Origin of the sequence: Streptomyces rhizoryzae, from assembly GCF_023155275.1 — a bacterium.
Classification (GTDB): Bacteria; Actinomycetota; Actinomycetes; order Streptomycetales; family Streptomycetaceae; genus Streptomyces; species Streptomyces rhizoryzae.
Genome location: NZ_JALMUV010000004.1, coordinates 120,228 through 140,391, shown reverse-complemented (window position 1 = coordinate 140,391; position 20,164 = coordinate 120,228). Strand labels below are relative to the sequence as shown.

Genomic DNA, 20,164 nt, shown 5'->3' with positions numbered 1-20,164 from the left:
CGACATGACGTCCCCGGACGCGAAGAAGGACCGTGCCGCGGCCCTGCCGCCCCACCTGCGGGAGGCGCTGCGCCGCCGGCTGGCCGGACAGGCCCCGCCGGCCGCCGCGGCCCGGCCCGGCATCCCGCGGGCGGACCGGTCCAGGCCCCTGCCGCTCTCCTTCGCCCAAGCGCGGCTGTGGTTCCTGGACCGGCTCCGGCCCGGTGACGCCCGCTACAACAGCGCGGTCGCCCTGCGGCTGACCGGCCCCCTGGACCGCGCCGCGCTGTCCGCGGCCCTGGACGCCGTGGTGGCGCGGCACGAGGCGCTGCGCACCACCTTCGACGAGGACGGCGGCCGGCCGCACCAGGTGGTCCACCCGGCCGCCCCCGTCCCGCTGCCGTTACAGAAACTGACGGCCAGTCAGGACGCGCCGTCCGGTGAGGCGTTGGACCGGGAGCTGGACGAGGCGCTGCTCGACGCCTACTCCCGCCCCTTCGACCTGCGCACCGGCCCGCTCCTGCGCGCCCTGCTGCTCCGCCGCGCCGCCGACGACCACGTCCTGCTGCTCACCGCCCACCACATCGTCACCGACGGCTGGTCCATGGGCGTCCTGCTGGACGAGGTCTGCGCCCACTACGACGCCCTGGCGCACGGCGAGGAGCCGCCCGCCGCCCCGCCCGCCACCGCCTACCCGGACTTCGCCGTCTGGCAGCGCGAACGGCTCTCCGGCGCCCTGCTGGAGGAGCAGCGCGCCTACTGGGCCAAGCAACTGGACGGCCTGGTGCCGCCGGAGCTGCCGCTGGACCGCCCGCGCGGCGGTGCGGAGTCCGGCGCCGGCGCGGTGCACCCCTTCCACGTCCCGCCCGCCACCGCCTCCCGGCTGCGCGAGGTCGCGACCGCGCAGCACACCACCCTGTTCGCCGCGCTGACCGCCGCCTGCCAGGCCCTGCTGGCCCGCTGGTCCGGCCAGGACGACATCGCCGTCGGCTCGCTGACCCCCGGCCGCGGCCGCACGGAACTGGAGCGCGCCGTCGGCCTGTTCGTCAACACCGTCGTGCTGCGCGCCCCGGTCGACACCGCCCGCTCCTACCGAGACCTGCTGGCCGCCTCCGCCACCGCGGTCCTCGACGCCTTCGCCCACGACGACCTCCCCTTCGAACGCGTCGTGGAGGCCGCCGGGGCCGCCCGCGAAGCCGGCCGCAACCCGCTCTTCGACGCGATGGTCCTGCTCCACCCCCAGCCGCCCGCGCCGCCCGCCGTGCGCGGGCTGGCCACCGGCACCGTCCCCGTGCCCCGCCGCGCCGCCACCTTCGACCTGAGCATCGAATTCGTCCCCGACGGCGACGGGCTGAGCGGCCTGCTGGAGTACCGCACCGACCTCTTCGACGCCGCGACCGCCGCCCGGATGGCCGACCAGCTCGTCCGCCTGCTCCAGGGCGCGGCGGCCGAACCCGACCGGCCGCTGGGCGAACTGCCGCTGCTGTCCGAGCGGGAGCGGCGGCGGCAGACCACCGACTGGAACGCCACCGCGCTGCCCGTCGCGCCCACCACCTACCCCGCCGTCCTCGAGGAGCGGGCCGCCCGCACCCCGCACGCCACCGCTCTGGTGGCCGGCGGCACCGTACTGGACTACGCCACGCTCAACGCCCGCGCCAACCGCCTCGCCCACCACCTCCTGGCCCGCGGCGCCGGCCCCGAACGGCTCGTCGCCGTCACGCTGCCGCGCACCGCCGAGATGATCGTGGCGCTGCTCGCCGTCCTCAAGACCGGCGCCGCCTACCTGCCGCTGGACCCCGAACTCCCCGCGGAGCGCACGCGGTTCCTGCTGGCCGACGCCGACCCGCTGCTGGTCCTCGACGAGGCCGCGCTGCGCGAGGTGCCCGCCGAGGGCCGCGCCGACGACCCCACCGACGCCGACCGCCCGGCACCCCTGCTCCCCGGGACGACCGCCTACGTCCTGTACACCTCCGGCTCCACCGGCCGCCCCAAGGGCGTGGCCGTCGCCCACCGCTCCCTGATGAACCTGCTCGCCGGGCACCGGCGCGGCTTCGTCGCCGACGCCGGCGGCGGACCGCTGCGCACGGCGCTGACCGCGTCGTTCTCCTTCGACACCTCGCTGGAGGGCGTGCTGCTGATGGCCGACGGCCACCGGCTGCACCTCGTCGACGAGGCGACCCGGCTCGATCCGGCCGCGCTGGTCGAGTACGTCGTCGAGCACCGCATCGACTTCCTCGACCTCACCCCCTCCTACCTGCGCCAGCTGCTGCCCGCCGGACTGCTCACCGACCCCCGCCACCGCCCCCGGGTGCTGATGCTCGGCGGCGAGGCCGTCGACCCGGCCCTGTGGCGGGACCTCGCCGCGCTGCCCGACGTCGCCGCGTACAACTTCTACGGCCCCACCGAATGCACCGTCGACGCCCTGTCCGGCCGCATCGAGGGCGGCGGGCGGCCCCTGGTGGGCCGGCCGCTGCCCAACGTGCGCGCCCACGTCCTGGACGGCCGGCTCCAGCCGGTGCCGCCCGGCGTCGCCGGGGAGCTGTACCTCGCCGGCGACCAGGTCGCCCGCGGCTACCACCGCCGCCCCGGCCTGACCGCCGCCCGGTTCCTGGCGGACCCCTTCGGCCCGCCCGGCAGCCGGATGTACCGCACCGGCGACCTGGCCCGCTGGACCGCCGACGGCCGGCTCGACTACCTCGGCCGCGCCGACGACCAGGTCAAGATCCGCGGCCACCGCATCGAGCCCGGCGAGGTCGAGGCGGCGCTCACCGCCCTCCCGGACGTCGCCGGGGCGGCCGTCACCGCAGTCCCCGACGCCCACGGCCACGCCCGGCTCGCCGCCTACGTGGTGCCCGCCGCCGGCGCCGCCCGGCCCGCGCCCGCGGCGCTGCGCGAGGCCCTCCGGCGCACCCTGCCCGGCCACCTGGTGCCCACCGCCTACGTGGTGCTGGACGCGCTGCCGCTCACCGCCAGCGGCAAACTCGACCGCCGCGCGCTGCCCGCCCCCGACCTCGAAGCCGACCGCGACGAACGGGAGTTCACCGCCCCGCGCACCGACGCCGAACGGACCCTGGCCGGTATCTGGGCCGAGGTGCTGGGCCTGGCCCGGGTGGGCGCCACCGACAACTTCTTCGAACTCGGCGGCGACTCGATCCTCAGCATCCAGGCGGTCTCCCGGGCCCGCGCCGCCGGGCTCCACCTCACCTCCCGGGACGTCTTCCGGCACCAGACCGTCGCCGAACTGGCCGCCGCCGCCGGCGCCCGCACCACCACCGCCCCCGAGCCCCGCCCGGCCGACCACACCGGGCCGGCGCCGCTCACCCCCATCCAGGAGTGGTTCTTCGCCGCCCACGGGCCGCTGCGGCACTTCAGCATGTCGATGCTGCTGGACCTGCCGCCGGACGCCGACCCCGACGCCCTGGACCGCGCCCTGCACGCCCTGGCCGCCCACCACCCGGCGCTGCGCATGCGCTTCGCCCGCACCGGCGGCACCTGGCAGCAGGAGCCCCGCACCGACGTCCCGCCCGGTCTGCTGGCCCGGCCCGCGCTGCCGGCCGCCCCCGGCGCCGCCCGCGACACCGCGCGCACCGCCGCCGCCGACGCGGCCCGCGCCGCCCTCGACCCCGCCACCGGCACCCTGCTGCGCGCCGTCCTCCTCCCCGCGGCCCCCGGCGACCGCCCGCAGCTGTTCCTGGCCGCCCACCACCTGGCCGTCGACAGCGTCTCCTGGCGCATCCTGCTCGCCGACCTGGAGACCGCCTACCGCCGGGCCGCCGCCGGCGAACCCGTCCACCTGGAGCCCGCCACCACCCCGTTCACCACCTGGGCCGCGCAACTGGCCGACCGCGTCCGCGACGGCGCGTTCGACGCCGACCTGCCCTACTGGACGGCCGAGTGCGCCGCTGCGCGCACCCCGCTCCCGGTGGACACCCCCGGCACCGCGCTCGCCGGCTCGGTCCGTACCGTCCGCGCCCGCCTCGACCGCGCCACCACCGAGGCGCTGCTGCGCCGGGTGCCCGCGGTGTACCGCACCCGCATGGACGACGTCCTGCTCAGCGCGGTGGGCCGGGTGCTCGCCGACTGGGCGGGCAGCGACCGGATCACGGTGGCGCTGGAGGGCCACGGCCGGGAGGACCTGCCCGGCGGCCAGGGCCCCGATCTGTCCCGTACCGTCGGCTGGTTCACCACCCAGTACCCCGTCACCCTCACCCCGGCCGGCCCCCCGGAGGCACCGGACTGGGGCGCCACCCTCAAGGCCGTCAAGGAGCGCCTGCGGGCCGTCCCCCGCCGCGGCCTCGGCTACGAGGCACTGGCCCGCCTCGGCTCACCCGACCCGGCCGCCCGCGCCCTCGCCGCACACCCGCTGCCGCAGGTCTGCTTCACGTACCACGGCCAGTGGGAGACCGCGCCGGGACGGGACTTCGCGCCCGCCGGCGAGACCCCCGGCCGCGACACCGCCCCCGGCGAACCCCTGGACCACCTGCTGGACATCTCCGCCGCGGTGACCGACGGCGTACTGGAGTTCACCTGGCACTACAGCGACCGGATCCACCGCGCGGAGACCGTCCGCGCCCTGGCGGACGGCACCGTGGAGGCCCTGGCCGGCCTCGCCGCCCACTGCGCCCGCCCGGACGCCGGCGGCCGCACCCCCGCCGACTTCCCGCTGGCCCGGCTCGACCAGGCCGCGGTGGACCGCCTGGCCGGGGACGGGCGCACGGTCGAGGACCTCCTCCCGCTCACCCCGCTCCAGGAAGGCATGCTCTTCCACCGCCTGGTGGGCGGCCCCGAGGACGTCTACCTCGACCAGGCGAGCCTGCTGCTGGACGGCGTGGCCGACCCCGAGGCGTTCGCCCGTGCCTGGCAGCGCGTCACCGACCGCACCCCGGCGCTGCGCACCTCGGTCGTCTGGGAAGGCGTACCGGTACCGCTCCAGATCGTCCACCGGCGGGCGACCGTGCCCACCGCCCACCTCGACTGGCGCGACCTGGACGAGGACCGGCAGGCCGCCGCGCTCGCCCGCGTCCGGGACGAGGACCTGGCACGCGGCCTGGACCTCACCGCCGCCCCCCTGATGCGGCTCACCCTGATCCGGCTGCCCGCCGGCCGGCTGCGCCTGCTGTGGACCTCGCACCACCTGATCCTGGACGGCTGGAGCCTGGCGCAGGTGCTGACCGAGGTGTGCGAGGAGTACGCCGCGCTCACCACCGGCCGCCCGGCGGCCCCGCCCGTGCGCCGCCCGTTCGGCGACTACGTGCGCCACCTCGCCGCGCGGGACGGCCGCGCCGCCGAGGAGTACTGGGCAGCCGTCCTCGCCGGCTTCGCCACCCCCACCCCGCTGCCCGGCGGCCGCCCCGCCCGGGAGGCCCACCGGGCCCGCTCCGCCGCGGTGCGCACCGGCGGCCTGGGCCCCGAGGCGTCCCGGCGCCTGGTGCACACCGCCCGGCGGCACGGCCTCACCCTCAACACCGTCGTCCAGGGCGCCTGGGCGCTGCTGCTGTCCCGCCACAGCGGTGAACCGGACGTGGTGTTCGGCACCACCGTCGCCGGCCGCCCCGACGACCTGCCCGGCGCCGAGTCCATGGTGGGGATGTTCATCAACACCCTGCCCACCCGCGTCCGGGTGGACGAGCGGCGCCCGGCCGCCGCCTGGCTGCGCGACCTCCAGGACGCCCAGGTGGAGGCCCGGCGCTTCGACACCGTCTCCCTGGCGCGGCTCACCGCGCTCGGCGACGTCCCGGCCGGCACCCCGCTGTTCGAGTCCATGGTGGCGTTCGAGAACTACCCGTTCGACGACGCCCGCACCGCCGGCGCCGGCGTCCGCATCCTCGACGTCGCCTCCCGGGACACCACCAACTTCCCGCTGGTGCTGCGGGCCCACCACACCGACCGCCTCGGCTTCGACCTCGCCTACGACCCGGACCGCTTCGACCCGGCCACCGCCGGCGCCCTCGCCGACCGGCTGTGCCTGCTCCTCACCGGCCTCGCCGACGACCGGCCGCTGCGCGACCTGCCCTGGACCACCGCCGAGGAGCGCCGGCGGGTCCTCACCGACTGGAACGGCACCGACCGCGGCCGGCCCACCGCGACCCTGGTCGACCTGTTCGCCGAGCAGGCCGCGCGGACCCCCGGCGCCACCGCCGTGACCTGCGGCGGCAGCGCCCTGACCTACGCCGAACTCGACGCCGAGGCGGGCCGGCTGGCCCACCGGCTGGCCGAGAGCGGCGCCGGCCCCGAGCGCTTCGTGGCGCTCGCCCTGCCCCGCTCCACCGACCTGGTCGTGGCGCTCCTCGCGGTGCTCAGGACCGGCGCCGCCTACCTCCCCCTCGACCCCGACCTGCCCGCCGCCCGGGTCGCCGAACTCCTCGCCGACGCGGCGCCGGTCCTGCTGGTCACCACGACCACCGCCGGCCCCGGGCCCCGCACCGCCGGCACCTGCCCCCGCCTGCTCCTGGACGACCCCGGGGTCCGCGCCGACCTGGACCGGCGCCCCGCCACCGGCCCGGACCCGGCCCGCCGCCCCCTGCCGGAGCACCCCGCCTACGTCATCTACACCTCCGGCTCCACCGGCCGCCCCAAGGGCGTCGTCGTCCCGCACGCCAACGTGGTGCGGCTGTTCACCCGCACCCGCGGCGAGTTCGGCTTCGGCCCCGACGACGTGTGGACGCTGTTCCACTCCTACGCCTTCGACTTCTCCGTCTGGGAGATCTGGGGCGCCCTGCTGCACGGCGGCCGCCTCGTCGTCGTCCCGCACGACGTGGCCCGGTCCCCGGAGGACTTCCTGCGGCTGCTGGCGGACGAGCGGGTCACCGTGCTCAACCAGACCCCCTCGGCCTTCTACCCCCTGATGCGTGCCGACGCCGAACACCGCGACGTGGGGCGGCGGCTGGCGCTGCGCCGGATCGTCTTCGGCGGCGAGGCCCTGGACCCGGCCCGGCTCGCCGACTGGTACACCCGGCACCCGGACACCGCGCCCCTCCTGGTCAACATGTACGGGATCACCGAGACCACGGTGCACGTCACCTACGCCCCGCTGGACCGCGCCACCGCGGCCCGGGCCGCCGGCAGCGCCATCGGCCGCGGCCTGTCCGACCTGCGCGTGCGGGTGCTCGACGGCCGGCTCCGGCCGGTGCCGCCCGGCGCCGCCGGCGAGCTGTACGTGGCGGGGGAGGGGCTGGCCCGCGGCTACCTCAACCGGCCGGGCCTGACCGCCGCCCGGTTCGTCGCGGACCCGTTCGGCCCGCCCGGCACCCGGATGTACCGCACCGGCGACCGCGCCCGGTGGCGGGCCGACGGCACGCTGGAATACCTGGGCCGCGCCGACCAGCAGGTCAAGATCCGCGGATTCCGGATCGAACCGGGCGAGATCGAGGCCGCGCTGACCGCCCACCCGGACCTGGCCGAGGCCGCGGTCACGGTGCGCGAGGACACCCCCGGCGCACGGCGCCTGGTCGCCCACGTCGTCCCCGCCGCCCGCCGCCCCGCACCCACCCCCGCCGCGCTCCGCGCCCACCTGGCCCGGACCCTGCCCGCCCACATGGTGCCCGCCGCCTACGTCACCCTGGACGCGCTGCCGCTGACCCGCAACGGCAAGCTCGACCACCGCGCGCTGCCCGCCCCGGGGCCCGAGGGGTACGCCGCCGCGGGCGCGGGGCGCACCGCACCGCGCACCGCCGCCGAGCGGCTCGTCGCCCGCGTCTGGGCCGACGTCCTCGGCACCGGCGGGACCGGAGCGCCCGGGCCCGCGGAGCCCGCAACCGGCGGCGCCGGGGCGGAGATCGGCACCGAGGACAGCTTCTTCGCCCTGGGCGGCGACTCGATCCTGGCCGTCCGCGTCGCCTCCCGGCTGCGCGCGGCGCTCGGCACCGGCGTCTCCCCCCGGCTGCTGTTCACCCACCCCACCCTGGAGGCCCTGGCCGCCGCCCTGCCCGCACCGGCCGCCGGCCGCCCGGCCGGGCACGACCCGATCCCGCCGGCCGACCGCACCGCTGCCCTGCCGCTCTCCTTCGCCCAGCAGCGCCTGTGGTTCCTGGACACCTTCGAGCCGGGCGGCACCGCCTACCTGACCTTCTTCGCGCTGCGCCTGCGCGGCCCGCTCGACCGGCCCGCCCTGCACACCGCCCTGAACGGCCTGGTGGCCCGGCACGAACCGCTGCGCACCACCTTCACCGAGCGGGACGGCCGCCCCCGGCAGACCGTCCACGCCCCCCGGCCGGTGGACCTGCCGCTGGACGACCTCTCGGACACCCCGCCGGCGGACCGCGAGGCCGCGCTCGGCACCCTGCTGGACCGCGAGGGCGCCACCCCCTTCGACCTCGCCGAAGGGCCGCTGCTGCGGACCCGCCTGATCCGGCTGGCCGGCGACGAGCACGTCCTCACCCTGGCCATGCACCACCTCGTCACCGACGGCTGGTCCACCGCCGTCCTCGGCCGCGACCTCGGCGAGCTGTACGCCGCCGCGCTGGCGGACCGCCGCCCCGACCTGCCCCCGCTGCCCGTGCAGTACGCCGACTACGCCGCCTGGCAGCGCGCCCGGGCCGACGAGACCGAGCGCCGCCAGCTCGGCTACTGGACCGCGAAACTGGCCGGTGTGGCACCGCTGGAGCTGCCGACCGACCGGCCCCGGCCCGCCGTGCGCACCACCGGCGGCGCGGTGCTGGAGTTCACCCTGCCCGCCCCGCTCACCGACCGGCTGCGCGCCGTCGGCCACCGCGCCGACGCCACCCTCTACATGACGCTGCTGGCCGCCACCAAGGTGCTCCTGGCCCGCTGGGCCGACCAGGAGGACATCGCGGTCGGCACCGTGACCGCCGGCCGCGACCACCCCGAACTGGAGCACCTGGTCGGGATGTTCGTGCACACCCTCGTGCTGCGCAGCCGGGTGGCCGGCGACCAGCCGTTCAGCGCGCTGCTGTCCGAGGTGCGCACCACCGTCCTGGACGCCTTCGCCCACCAGGACGTGCCCTTCGAGCGGCTGGTGGACGTGCTCCAGCCGGAGCGCGACACCAGCCGCACCCCGCTGTTCCAGGTCATGGTCGCACTGCACAACGTGGGCGCCGAGCCCCCGCGGCTGCCCGGCCTGGACGTGCGGACCGTCCAGCCGTCCGGCCGGCACGCCGCGTTCGACCTCGCCTTCGACTTCGTGGCCCGCGACTCCGGCCTGACCTGCTTCGTCGAGTACAACACCGACCTGTTCGACGCGGCCACCGCCGAACGCGCCGCCGAGCGGCTGCGCCGGCTGCTCGCCGCGGTCGCCGAGGACCCCGGCTGCCCGGTGGGCGCGCTGCCGCTGCTCTCCGACGCGGAGCGCCACCGGCTCCTGCGCGACGGGCAGGGCGCCCGTCTGCCCGTCCCCGACACCACGTTCGTCGACCTCTTCGAGCAGCAGGCGGCCCGCACCCCGCACGCCACCGCCCTGGTCGCCCGGGACGCCACCCTCGACTTCGCCACCCTCAACGCACGCGCCAACCGGCTGGCCCACCACCTCATCGCGCAGGGCACCGGCCCCGAGCGGGTCGTCGCCGTCCAGCTGCCGCGCACCTCGGAGGCGGTGGTCGCGCTGCTGGCCGTCCTCAAGGCCGGCGGCACCCTGCTGGCCCTCGACCCCGAACTCCCCGCCGACCGCGTGGCGTTCCTGCACGCCGACGCCGCCCCGCACACCGTCCTGACGGCCGACGCGCTGCGCGCCGCCCCGCTCGGCGACCGGCCCGCCCACAACCCCACCGACGCCGACCGCACCGCGCCCCTGGACCCCGCCCACACCGCCTACCTCGTCTACACCTCCGGCTCCACCGGCCGCCCCAAGGGCGTCGCCGTCGAACACCGCCAGCTGGTCAACCTCTGCCACGATCACCGGGCCGGGCTCGTCGCGCCGCACACCACCGGCGGCGGCCGGCTGCGCTTCGCGCTCAGCGCCGCGTTCTCCTTCGACACCTCCTGGGAGGGTCCGCTCATGCTGGCCCTGGGCCAGCAGGTCCACCTCCTCGACGAGGACGAGCGCCTCGACCCGGCCGCGTTCGTCCGCCGGGTCGCCGAACACCGCCTGGACGTCGTCAACGTGACCCCGTCCTTCCTCCCCGAACTGCTCGCCGCCGGGCTGCTCGACGGCGACCACCACCGGCCCCGCCTCGTCCTGGTGGGCGGCGAGGCCGTCGGCACCGCCCTGTGGCGGGAGCTGCGGGCGGCCGAGGGCGTCACCGCCTACAACGTCTACGGTCCCACCGAGTGCACCGTGGACGCGGTCTACGGCCGCCTCACCGACCACCCCGGCCGCCCGGTCCTCGGCCGGCCGGGCCGCAACCTGCGCGCCTACGTCCTGGACGGCGCGCTGCGGCCGGTCCCGGCCGGGGTCCCCGGCGAGCTGTACCTCGCCGGCGCCCAGACCGCCCGCGGCTACCTCAACCGGCCGGGCCTGACCGCCGGCCGCTACCTCGCCGACCCGTTCGGCCCGCCCGGCACCCGGATGTACCGCACCGGCGACCGCGTGCGCTGGACCGGCGCCGGCCTGCTGGAATTCCTGGGCCGCGCCGACGACCAGGTCAAGGTCCGCGGCTTCCGCATCGAGCCCGGCGAGGTCGAGGCCGCCCTGCGCGACCACCCCGCCGTCGGGGACGCCGCGGTGGCGGCCAGGGAGGACGGCGGCCGGGCCCGGCTGGTGGCCTACCTGGTGCCCGCCGGGCCCACCGCGCCGTCCGCCGAGGAACTCCGCGTCCACCTGCGCCGCACCCTGCCCGACCACCTCGTCCCCACCGTCTTCGTACCGCTCGCGCGCATCCCCCGCACCACCGGCGGCAAGACCGACCGGCGCGCGCTGCCCGCCCCGCCCGAACAGCCCGCCACCGGAGTCCGCCACACCGCCCCGCGCAACGCCACCGAGCGGACCCTCGCCGCCATCTGGGCGGAGGTGCTGGGCGTGCCCCGGGTCGGGGTGGACGACAACTTCTTCGCCCTGGGCGGCGACTCGATCCTCAGCATCCAGATCGTCTCCCGGGCCCGCCGCGCGGGATACGCCCTCACCTCCAAGGACGTCTTCCGCCACCAGACCGTCGCCGAACTCGCCCTGCGCACCGCCCCGGTGGACCCGCCGGCCGCCGCCGACGCCGCGCCGGCCCCGGCCGGACCGGCACCGCTCACCCCGATCCAGCGCTGGTACCTCGACCACCGCCGCCCCGGCGACGCCCTGCGCTTCACCATGACCCACCGCCTCGCACTCGCCCCCGGCACCGGCGAACCGGCGCTGCGGCACGCGGTGGACGCGCTCGTCGCCCACCACCCCGCGCTGCGCACCCGCTTCCGCCGCACCGGCGGTGCCTGGCACCAGGAGGTACTGCCCGCCGCCCCCGGCGAGGTCTTCACCCGCCACGACCTGACCGGCCTGGACGACGCGGGGGCCGAGGACGCCGTCCAGCGCGCCGCCGCCGCGGCCCAGACCTCCCTGGATCCCACCGCCGGCCGGGTCGTGCGCGCCCTGTACTTCGACCGCGGCGCGCAGCGCCCCGCCCAACTCCTGCTCACCGCCCACCACTTGGTCATCGACGGGGTGTCCTGGCGGATCCTGCTGGAGGACCTGGCGACCGCCTGCCGGCAGGCCGCCGCCGGCCGCCCGCCGGCCCTGCCCCCGGCCGGCACCGCCCCCGGCCGGTGGGCGGCCCGCCTGGCCGAGCACACCCGCTCCGGCGGCTTCGACGGCGACCTGGCGTACTGGACCCGCACCGGGGAGGTCCCCGCCGACCTGCCCGCCGACCACCCCGCCACCGACCGCCCCGCGACCGCGGCCACCGCCGCCACGGTCACCGTCCGCCTGGACCGGGCCACCACCGACGCCCTGCTCCGGCAGGTCCCCGACACCTACCGCACCCAGGTCAACGACGTCCTGCTCAGCGCCCTCGGCCGCACCCTGGCCCGCTGGGCCGGCCGGGACACCGTGCTCATCGGCATGGAGGGCCACGGCCGCGAGGACCTCTTCGACGACCTGGACCTGTCCCGCACGGTCGGCTGGTTCACCGCCGAGTTCCCGCTCGCCCTGACCGTCGACGCGGACGCCGACTGGCGCACCACGCTGCGCTCCGTCAAGGAGCAGCTGCGCGCCGTCCCGCGGCGCGGCCTGAGCTACGGCGCCCTGCGCCACCTGCTGCCCGGCAGCCCGCTGGCCGGAGCCCCCGCCCCGCGGATCGGCTTCAACTACCACGGCCGGTGGGACCCGGCCGCCGGTGAGGGCCCGGAGGCGCCCGGCCCCTTCCGCGCCGCCCTGCCCCCGGCCGGCCGGGACACCGACCCCGCCGAACCCCGCGGCTACCTCCTGGAGGTCACCGGCGCCGTCCAGGACGGCCGGCTCGAACTGGCCTGGACCTACGCGCCCGAACGCCACGACGAGGCCACAGTGCGCCGCCTCGCCGAGGACACCCTCGCGGCGCTGACCGGGATCGCCGCGCACTGCGCCGGTCCGGACGCCGGCGGCCGCACCCCCTCCGACTTCCCGCTCGCCCGGCTCGACCAGCGCCAGGTCGACCTGGTGGCCGGCGACGGACGGGACGTGGCGGACGTCCTCCCGCTCACCCCGCTCCAGGCCGGCATGGTCTTCCACGGCCTGGTCGGCGAGGACGGCTCCTACCTCGACCGGAGCGTGCTGCGGATCGCCGGGGTCGCCGACCCGCGGGCGTTCGCCGCCGCCTGGCAGACCGTCGCCGACCGCACCCCCGCCCTGCGCAGCAGCGTCCACTGGCGCGGTCTGCCGCACCCGGTGCAGGTCGTCCACCGGCGCGCCGTGCTGCCGGTCACCCACCACGACTGGCGCGCCCTGACCCCCGCCGAGCGCGACCGCGCGCTGGACCGCCTGCTCGCCGAGGACCGGGCGGCCGGCCTGGACGTGGCCACCGCACCACTCAGCCGCCTGGCGGTGGCCGCGCTCCCCGGCGACGAGATCGTGCTGGTGTGGACCTCGCACCATGTGATGCTCGACGGCTGGAGCACCGGCGCGCTCTTCGCCGACGTCTGCGCGCAGTACGCGGCGGACGTGCGGGGCCGCGCCGTCCGCCCGCCGGCCCGCCGGCCGTTCCGGGACTTCCTGGAGTGGCTCGACGGCCAGGACACCGCGGCCGCCGAGGAGCACTGGGCCGCCGTCCTCGCCGGATGCACCGCCCGCACCCCGCTCCCGTACGACCGGCCGCCGGTCGAGGCGCACCGCGCCCGCTCCACCGAGGCGGTCCACCTGGAGCTGGACGAGGAGGTCTCGGCCCGGCTGCGGGAGACCGCCCGCGCCGGCGGACTGACCGTCAACACCGTGGTGCAAGGGGCCTGGGCGCTGCTGCTGGCCCGCTACAGCGGCCGCACCGACGTGGTGTTCGGCACCACCGTCTCCGGCCGCCCGGCCGAACTCCCCGGTGTGGAGTCGATGATCGGCATGTTCATCAACACCGTGCCGACCCGGGTCCGCACCGACGGCGCCCCCGCGGTCCTGCCCTGGCTGCGCGCGCTCCAGGAGCAGCAGAGCGACGCCCGGCGCTACGACTTCCTCTCGCTCGCCCGGATCCAGGCCCTCGCCCCGCTGCCGCCCGGCGAGCCGCTGTTCGACAGCATGGTGGTGTTCGAGAACTACCCCTTCGACGAGGCCGCCACGGCCTGCGCCGGCATCCACGTCCAGGACGTCCGCGCCGAGGACGCGACCACCTTCCCGCTGTGCCTGCGCGCCTACCTCGCCGACCGCCTCGGCCTCGACCTCGCCTACGACCCGGCGCTCTTCGACCGCACCACCGTCGAGCGGGCCGCGCGGCGGCTGTCCACCCTGCTCACCGCGCTCGCCGACGGCACCGCCCGCACCCTCGACGACCTCGACCTGCTCACCGAGGCCGACCGGGAGGTGCTGCGCGCCTGGAACACCACCGCCCGCCCCGCCCCCGGCGGCTCACCGGTGGACCTCTTCGCCGAGCGGGTCCGCCGCACCCCGGACGCGGTCGCGCTCACCGAGGCCGGCACCGACCTGACGTACCGTCAACTCGATGACTGGTCCGGCCGTCTGGCGGGCACCCTGCGGGCCGGCGGACTGCGCTGCGAGGACCGGGTGGCGCTCCACCTGGACCGCTCCGCGGCCCTCGTGGCGGCCCAGCTCGCAGTCCTGAAGGCCGGCGGCGCCTACGTCCCGGTGGACGGCCGCGCCCCCGAGGCGCGCCGCCGGCTGCTGCTCGACCAGGCCGGGGCGACCGTCCACCTGACCGCGGCCGAGGTGCTGGCCGCCCGGACCGCCGACCCGGCCGCCGCCCCGCCGCTGCCGCCCGCCGACCCCGACCGGCTGGCCTACGTGATGTTCACCTCCGGCTCGACCGGCACCCCGAAGGCCGTCGGGGTGCGCCACCGGGACGTGGCGGCGCTGGCCACCGACAGCCGCTTCACGGGGCCCGCCTTCGAGGCGGTCCTGCTGCACTCGCCGGTCGCCTTCGACGCCGCCACCTTCGAGGTGTGGGTGCCGCTGCTGGGCGGCGGCCGGGTGGTGGTGGCCCCGCCCGGCGCGGTGGACGCCGCGCTGCTGCGCCGGCTGGCGTCAGGGGGAGCGGTCACCGCGCTGTGGCTGACGGCCGGCCTCTTCCGGCTGCTGGCCCAGGACGCGCCGGACTGCCTCACCGGACTGCGCCAGGTGTGGACCGGCGGCGACGTGGTCCCGGCCGCCGCCGTCCGCCGGGTGCTGGCCGCCTGCCCCGGCCTGAGCGTGGTGGACGGCTACGGCCCCACCGAGACCACCACCTTCGCGACCTCGTACGCCCTGACCGGCCCGGCGGAGGTCCCCGCCACCGTCCCGATCGGCCGGCCGCTGGACGACATGCGGGCCCACGTCCTCGACGCCCGGATGCGGCCGGTGCCGCCGGGCACCGCCGGCGAACTCTTCCTGGCCGGCGAGGGCGTGGCCCGCGGCTACCTCGGCCGCCCCGGCGCCACCGCCGAGCGGTTCCCCGCCGACCCGTTCGGCCCGCCCGGCTCCCGGATGTACCGCACCGGCGACCTGGCCCGCCGGCTCCCCGACGGCACGCTGGAGTTCCTCGGCCGCACCGACGACCAGGTCAAGATCCGCGGCTTCCGGGTCGAGCCCGGCGAGGTCGCGGCCGTCCTCGCCGCCCACCCCGGCGTCGCGGACGCGGCGGTGGTGGCGCGCACCGCCCGCTCCGGCGCCCGGCACCTGGTCGCCTACGTGGTGGGCCGCGACGGCCTGGACACCGAGGCGCTGCGCGCCCACGCCCGCGCCGCCCTCCCCGACTACCTGGTGCCCACCGCGTTCGTCCCGCTGCCGGCCCTGCCGCTCAGCCCCAACGGCAAGGTGGACCGCGCCGCCCTGCCCGCACCCGGGGACGCCCCGGACCGGCCGGAACCGGTCGCCCCGCGCACCGGCGCCGAACGCCGCACCGCACAGGTGTGGGCCGAGGTGCTCGGCGTCGAGGACGTCGGCGTCCGCGACGACTTCTTCGCCCTGGGCGGCGACTCGATCCTCAGCATCCGGCTCGCCGCCCGCCTCGCGGAGGTCTTCGGCACCGAGGTGACCCCGCGGGCGGTCTTCACCCACCCCACCCCCGAGGCGCTCGCCGCGCTGCTCAGCGGCCCGGGCACCGCCGCCCCCACCGCCCTGGCCCCCGCCCCCCGGGACACCCCGCCGCCGCTCTCCTACGCCCAGCAGCGCCTGTGGTTCCTCGACGCGTTCGAGCCCGGCGGCACCGAGTACCTCACCCCGCTCGCCCTGCGCCTGCGCGGCCGCCTCGACCCCGCCGCGCTCGGCACCGCACTGACGGCGCTGGCCGCCCGGCACGAGTCGCTGCGCACCACCTTCGACACCGTGGACGGGCGCGGCGTCCAGATCATCCACCCGCCCCAGGACGTCCCGCTGCCGCTGCGCGACCTGTCGGCGCTGCCCGCCGCGGCCCGCCGGGAGCGGCTGGCCCGGCTGCTCGCCGAGGAGCGCACCCGCCCCTTCGACCTGCGCCGCGGCCCCCTGCTGCGGGCCGGGCTGATCCGGCTGGCCGACGACGACCACGTACTGACCCTGACCCTGCACCACATCGTCACCGACGGCTGGTCGACCGCGGTGCTCACCGGTGACCTCGCCCACTTCTACCGCGCCGCGACCGGCGCCCCCACCGCCGCCCTGCCGCCGCTGCCCGTCCAGTACGCCGACATCGCGTACTGGCAGCGCACCGCCCAGGACACCGAGGCGGAGCAGCAACTGGCCTACTGGCGCGACCACCTGGCCGGCCTGGAACCCCTCCAGCTCCCCACCGACCGGCCGCGCCCCGCGGTGCGGACCGGGAACGGCGCCACGGTCGGGCTGGTCCTCCCGCCGGACACCGCGCGCCGCCTGGCGGAGGTCGGCCGGGCCCGCGGGACCACCCTGTTCACCACCCTGGTCGCCGCGGCCCAGACGCTCTTCGCCCGGCTCTCCGGCCGGCGTGACATCGCCGTCGGCACCGTCACCTCCGGCCGCGACCGCGCCGAGACCCAGCACCTGATCGGCTTCTTCGTCAACACCCTGGTGCTCCGCTCCGACGCCGACCCGGACCTGCCGTTCCCCGCCTTCCTGGCCCGGGTGCGCGAGACGGTGCTGGCCGCCTTCGCCCACCAGGACGTGCCGTTCGAGCGGGTGGTGGACGAGGTCCAGCCCGACCGGGACCCCAGCCGCACCCCGCTCTTCCAGGCCATGGTCGTCCTCCAGAACGCCCCCGGGGCCGCCATGGACCTGCCCGGCCTCCAGGTCAGCGACATCGAAACCGACACCCACCGCGCCGCGTTCGACCTCACCCTGGAATTCGCCGAGCAGGACTCCGGCGCCCTGCACGGCCTGCTCACCTACCCCACCGACCTGTTCGAGGCGGCCACCGCCCAGCGGATCGCGGACCAGCTCACCACCCTGCTGACCGCCGTCGCCGACGACCCCGACCGCCCCCTCGGCGCGCTGCCGCTGGCCCCCCGCGCGGAACTCCGGCGGCTGCTGGCCGACGGCCGCGGCACGGACCGCCCGGTGCCCCCGGCCACCCTCGGCGAGCTGTTCCGGCGGCAGGCGGCCCGCACACCGGACGCGGTGGCGCTCACCGCGGGCGCCCGCGAGCTGACCTACGCGGAACTGGAGCGGGCCGCCAACCGGCTCGCCCACCACCTCATCGCCCGCGGCGTCGGCCCGGAGCACGTGGTGGCGGTGGCGCTGCCCCGCTCCGCGGAGACCGTCGTGGCGCAACTGGCGGTCGCCAAGGCCGGCGGCGCCTTCCTGCCCGTCGACCCGGCCTACCCGGCCGACCGCCGCGCCTTCATGGTGCGCGACGCCGCGGCGACCCTGGTCCTCGACGACCCCGCCGCCGTCTGGCACCCGGACGGCCCCGACACCGCGCCCACCGACGCCGACCGCCGCGCCCCGCTCACCACCGCGCACCCCGCCTACGTCCTGTACACCTCGGGCTCGACCGGCACGCCCAAGGCGGTGGTGGTCCCACACACCGGCCTGGCCGGCTTCGCCGCGGCCGCCGCCGCCCGGTACGACGTCCGCCCGGGCGACCGGGTCCTCCAGTTCGCCTCGCCCAGCTTCGACGCCTCGGTCCTGGAACTGTGCGTCTCGCTGCTGGCCGGCGCCACCCTGGTCGCGGGGGAGGAGGGCCCGCTGCTCGGCGAACGGCTCGCCGAGGTCCTCGCCGGACGGCGGATCACCCACACCCTCGTCCCGCCCGCGGCGCTGGCCACCGTGCCGCCCGGGGCGGCCGCCGAACTCCCCTGCCTGCGCACCCTGATCGTCGGCGCGGAGGCGTGCCCCGCCGACCTCGTGGCGCACTGGGCCCCCGGCCGCCGCATGATCAACTCCTACGGTCCGACCGAGGCCACCGTGGTGGCCACCTGGACCGGCCCGCTCGCCCCGGCGGCCGGCCCGCCGCCCATCGGCCGCCCCGCCGCCGGCACCCGCGTCCAGGTCCTGGACGCCGCGCTGCGCCCGGTACCGGTCGGCGTGACCGGCGAGCTGTACGTGGCCGGGCCCGGCCTCGCCCGCGGCTACCACGGCCGCCCGGGCCTGACCGCGAGCCGTTTCCTCGCCGACCCCTACGGCCCCCCGGGCGCCCGGATGTACCGCACCGGGGACCTGGTGCGGTGGGACGCCGACGGCCACTTGCGGTTCGCCGGCCGCGCCGACGACCAGGTCAAGGTGCGCGGCTTCCGCATCGAGCCCGGGGAGATCGAGAGCGCACTGCGCGGCAGCCCGCTGGTGCGCGACGCGGCGGTCGCGGTCCGGTCCGGCAGCCGGGACGGACGGCCCGCCGACGGCCCCGGCCGGCTGGTCGCCTACGTCGTCCCGGCCCCCGGCGCCCCCGACCCGCTGCCGGTCCCCGCGCTCCGCGACCACCTGGCCCGCCTGCTGCCGCCGCACATGGTGCCCGCGCTGTTCGTCCCGCTGGCCGGGCTGCCGCTCACCCCGAACGGCAAGACCGACCGGCGGGCCCTGCCGGACCCCGGCCCGGCCGCCGCCACCGCGGCCCCGCACGTCCCGCCGCGCACCGACACCGAACGCCGGATCGCCGGCGTCTGGGCCGACGTGCTCGGGCTCGACACCGTCGGGGCCGACGACAACTTCTTCGACCTCGGCGGCGACTCCATCCTGTCCATGCAGGTGGTCTCGCGGCTGCGCCGGGACGGACTCCACCTGGCCACCAAGGACCTGTTCACCCACCAGACGGTCGCCGCGCTGGCCACCGTCGTCACCACCGGCCGGGACCGCGCCGACACCGGCCCGGTCACCGGGGACCTGCCGCTCACCCCCATCCAGGAGTGGTTCCTCACCGGCCCGCGCGCCAACCGCCACCACTTCAACCAGTCGGCGCTGCTCGAACTGGCCGGCGCCCCCGACGAGTCGGCGCTGCGCACCGCGCTGGCCGCGCTGCTGGAGCACCACGACGCGCTGCGGACGCGGTTCACCGAGGAGGACGGCCGGTGGCGGCAGCACACCCCGCCGCCGTCCGAGCCCGAGGACCTCCTCGTCCGGCACGACCTGACCGGCCGGTCGCCGCAGGAGGCGGACGCCGCCATGGAGCGGGCGGCCGACGCGCTGCACACCGGCTTCGACCTCGGCCGTGGGCCGCTGTTCAAGGCGGCGCTGTTCACCGGCGGCCCGGACCGCCCCGCCTTCCTGCTGCTGGTGGCCCACCACCTCGTCGTGGACGCGGTGTCCTGGCGCATCCTCCAGGACGACCTGGAGACCGCCTACCGGCAGGCCGCCGCGGGCGACCCGGTCGACCTCGGCCCGCGCACCACCGCCTTCCGCGACTGGGCCCGCGGCCTGGCCGCGCACGTCGCCGACGGCGGCCTGGACCACGAACTGCCGTACTGGGAAGAGGCGGTGGCCTCCGCCCCGCTGCCCGTGGACCACGACCCGGGCACCCCCGGCGGCGCGTCCCGCACGGTCACCGTCGCACTGGACGGACCGGACACCACCGCACTGCTGCGCGCCGCCCCGCTCGCCTACCGCACCCGCATCAACGACGTCCTGCTGGCCGCCCTGGCGCTCGCCCTGGCCCGCTGGACCGGCAGCGAGCGGGTCTGCGTGGACCTCGAAGGCCACGGCCGCGAGGACCTCCTGGACGGTGTGGACCTGTCCCGCACGGTCGGCTGGTTCACCACCGTCCACCCGGTGGGCCTGCGCGTCCCCGACCCGGCCGCCGCCGGACCCGGCCGGGACTGGCGGGCGCTGGTCAAGGCGGTCCGCCGGCAGCTGCGCGCGGTACCCGGCAACGGCCTGGGCTACGGCGCGCTGCGCACCCACGGCTCGGCGGCGGCCCGCGCCCGCCTGGCGGGCACCGGCGGCGGCCAGCTGGTCTTCAACTACCTGGGCCAGTGGGACGCCCGGCCCGACGGCACCGGCGGCGCGCTCGTCCGCGCCGAACACGGCTCCTTCGGCCGGGACCACGACCCCCGGGACGGCGGCTCCCACCTGCTGGAGGTGGTCGGCGCGGTGCAGGACGGCCGGCTCGCCTTCACCTGGCACTACCGCCCCGGCGTCCACGAGGAGGCCACCGTCCGGGCGGTCGCCGGGGACTTCGCCCTGACCCTGCGGCAGCTCGCCCGGCACGCCCGGGACAGCGTATGACCGGCGCGTCCGGCGTGGGCACGGCCTACGGCAAGGGCCCGCGCGCCCCGGCGCCCGGCCCCGCCCCGCCGGCACCCGCGCACCGTATGGACACCCAAC

The 20,164-nt window shown here is 77.7% G+C and carries 1 protein-coding gene; it reads left to right on the top strand.

The annotated features are described in order from the left end of the window. Positions 1–4 precede the first annotated feature (4 nt). Positions 5–20,065, top strand: a complete 20,061-nt coding sequence (locus MUU72_RS05505) for a non-ribosomal peptide synthase/polyketide synthase (RefSeq protein WP_248011969.1) — start codon at positions 5–7, stop codon at positions 20,063–20,065. Positions 20,066–20,164: the final 99 nt, after the last annotated feature.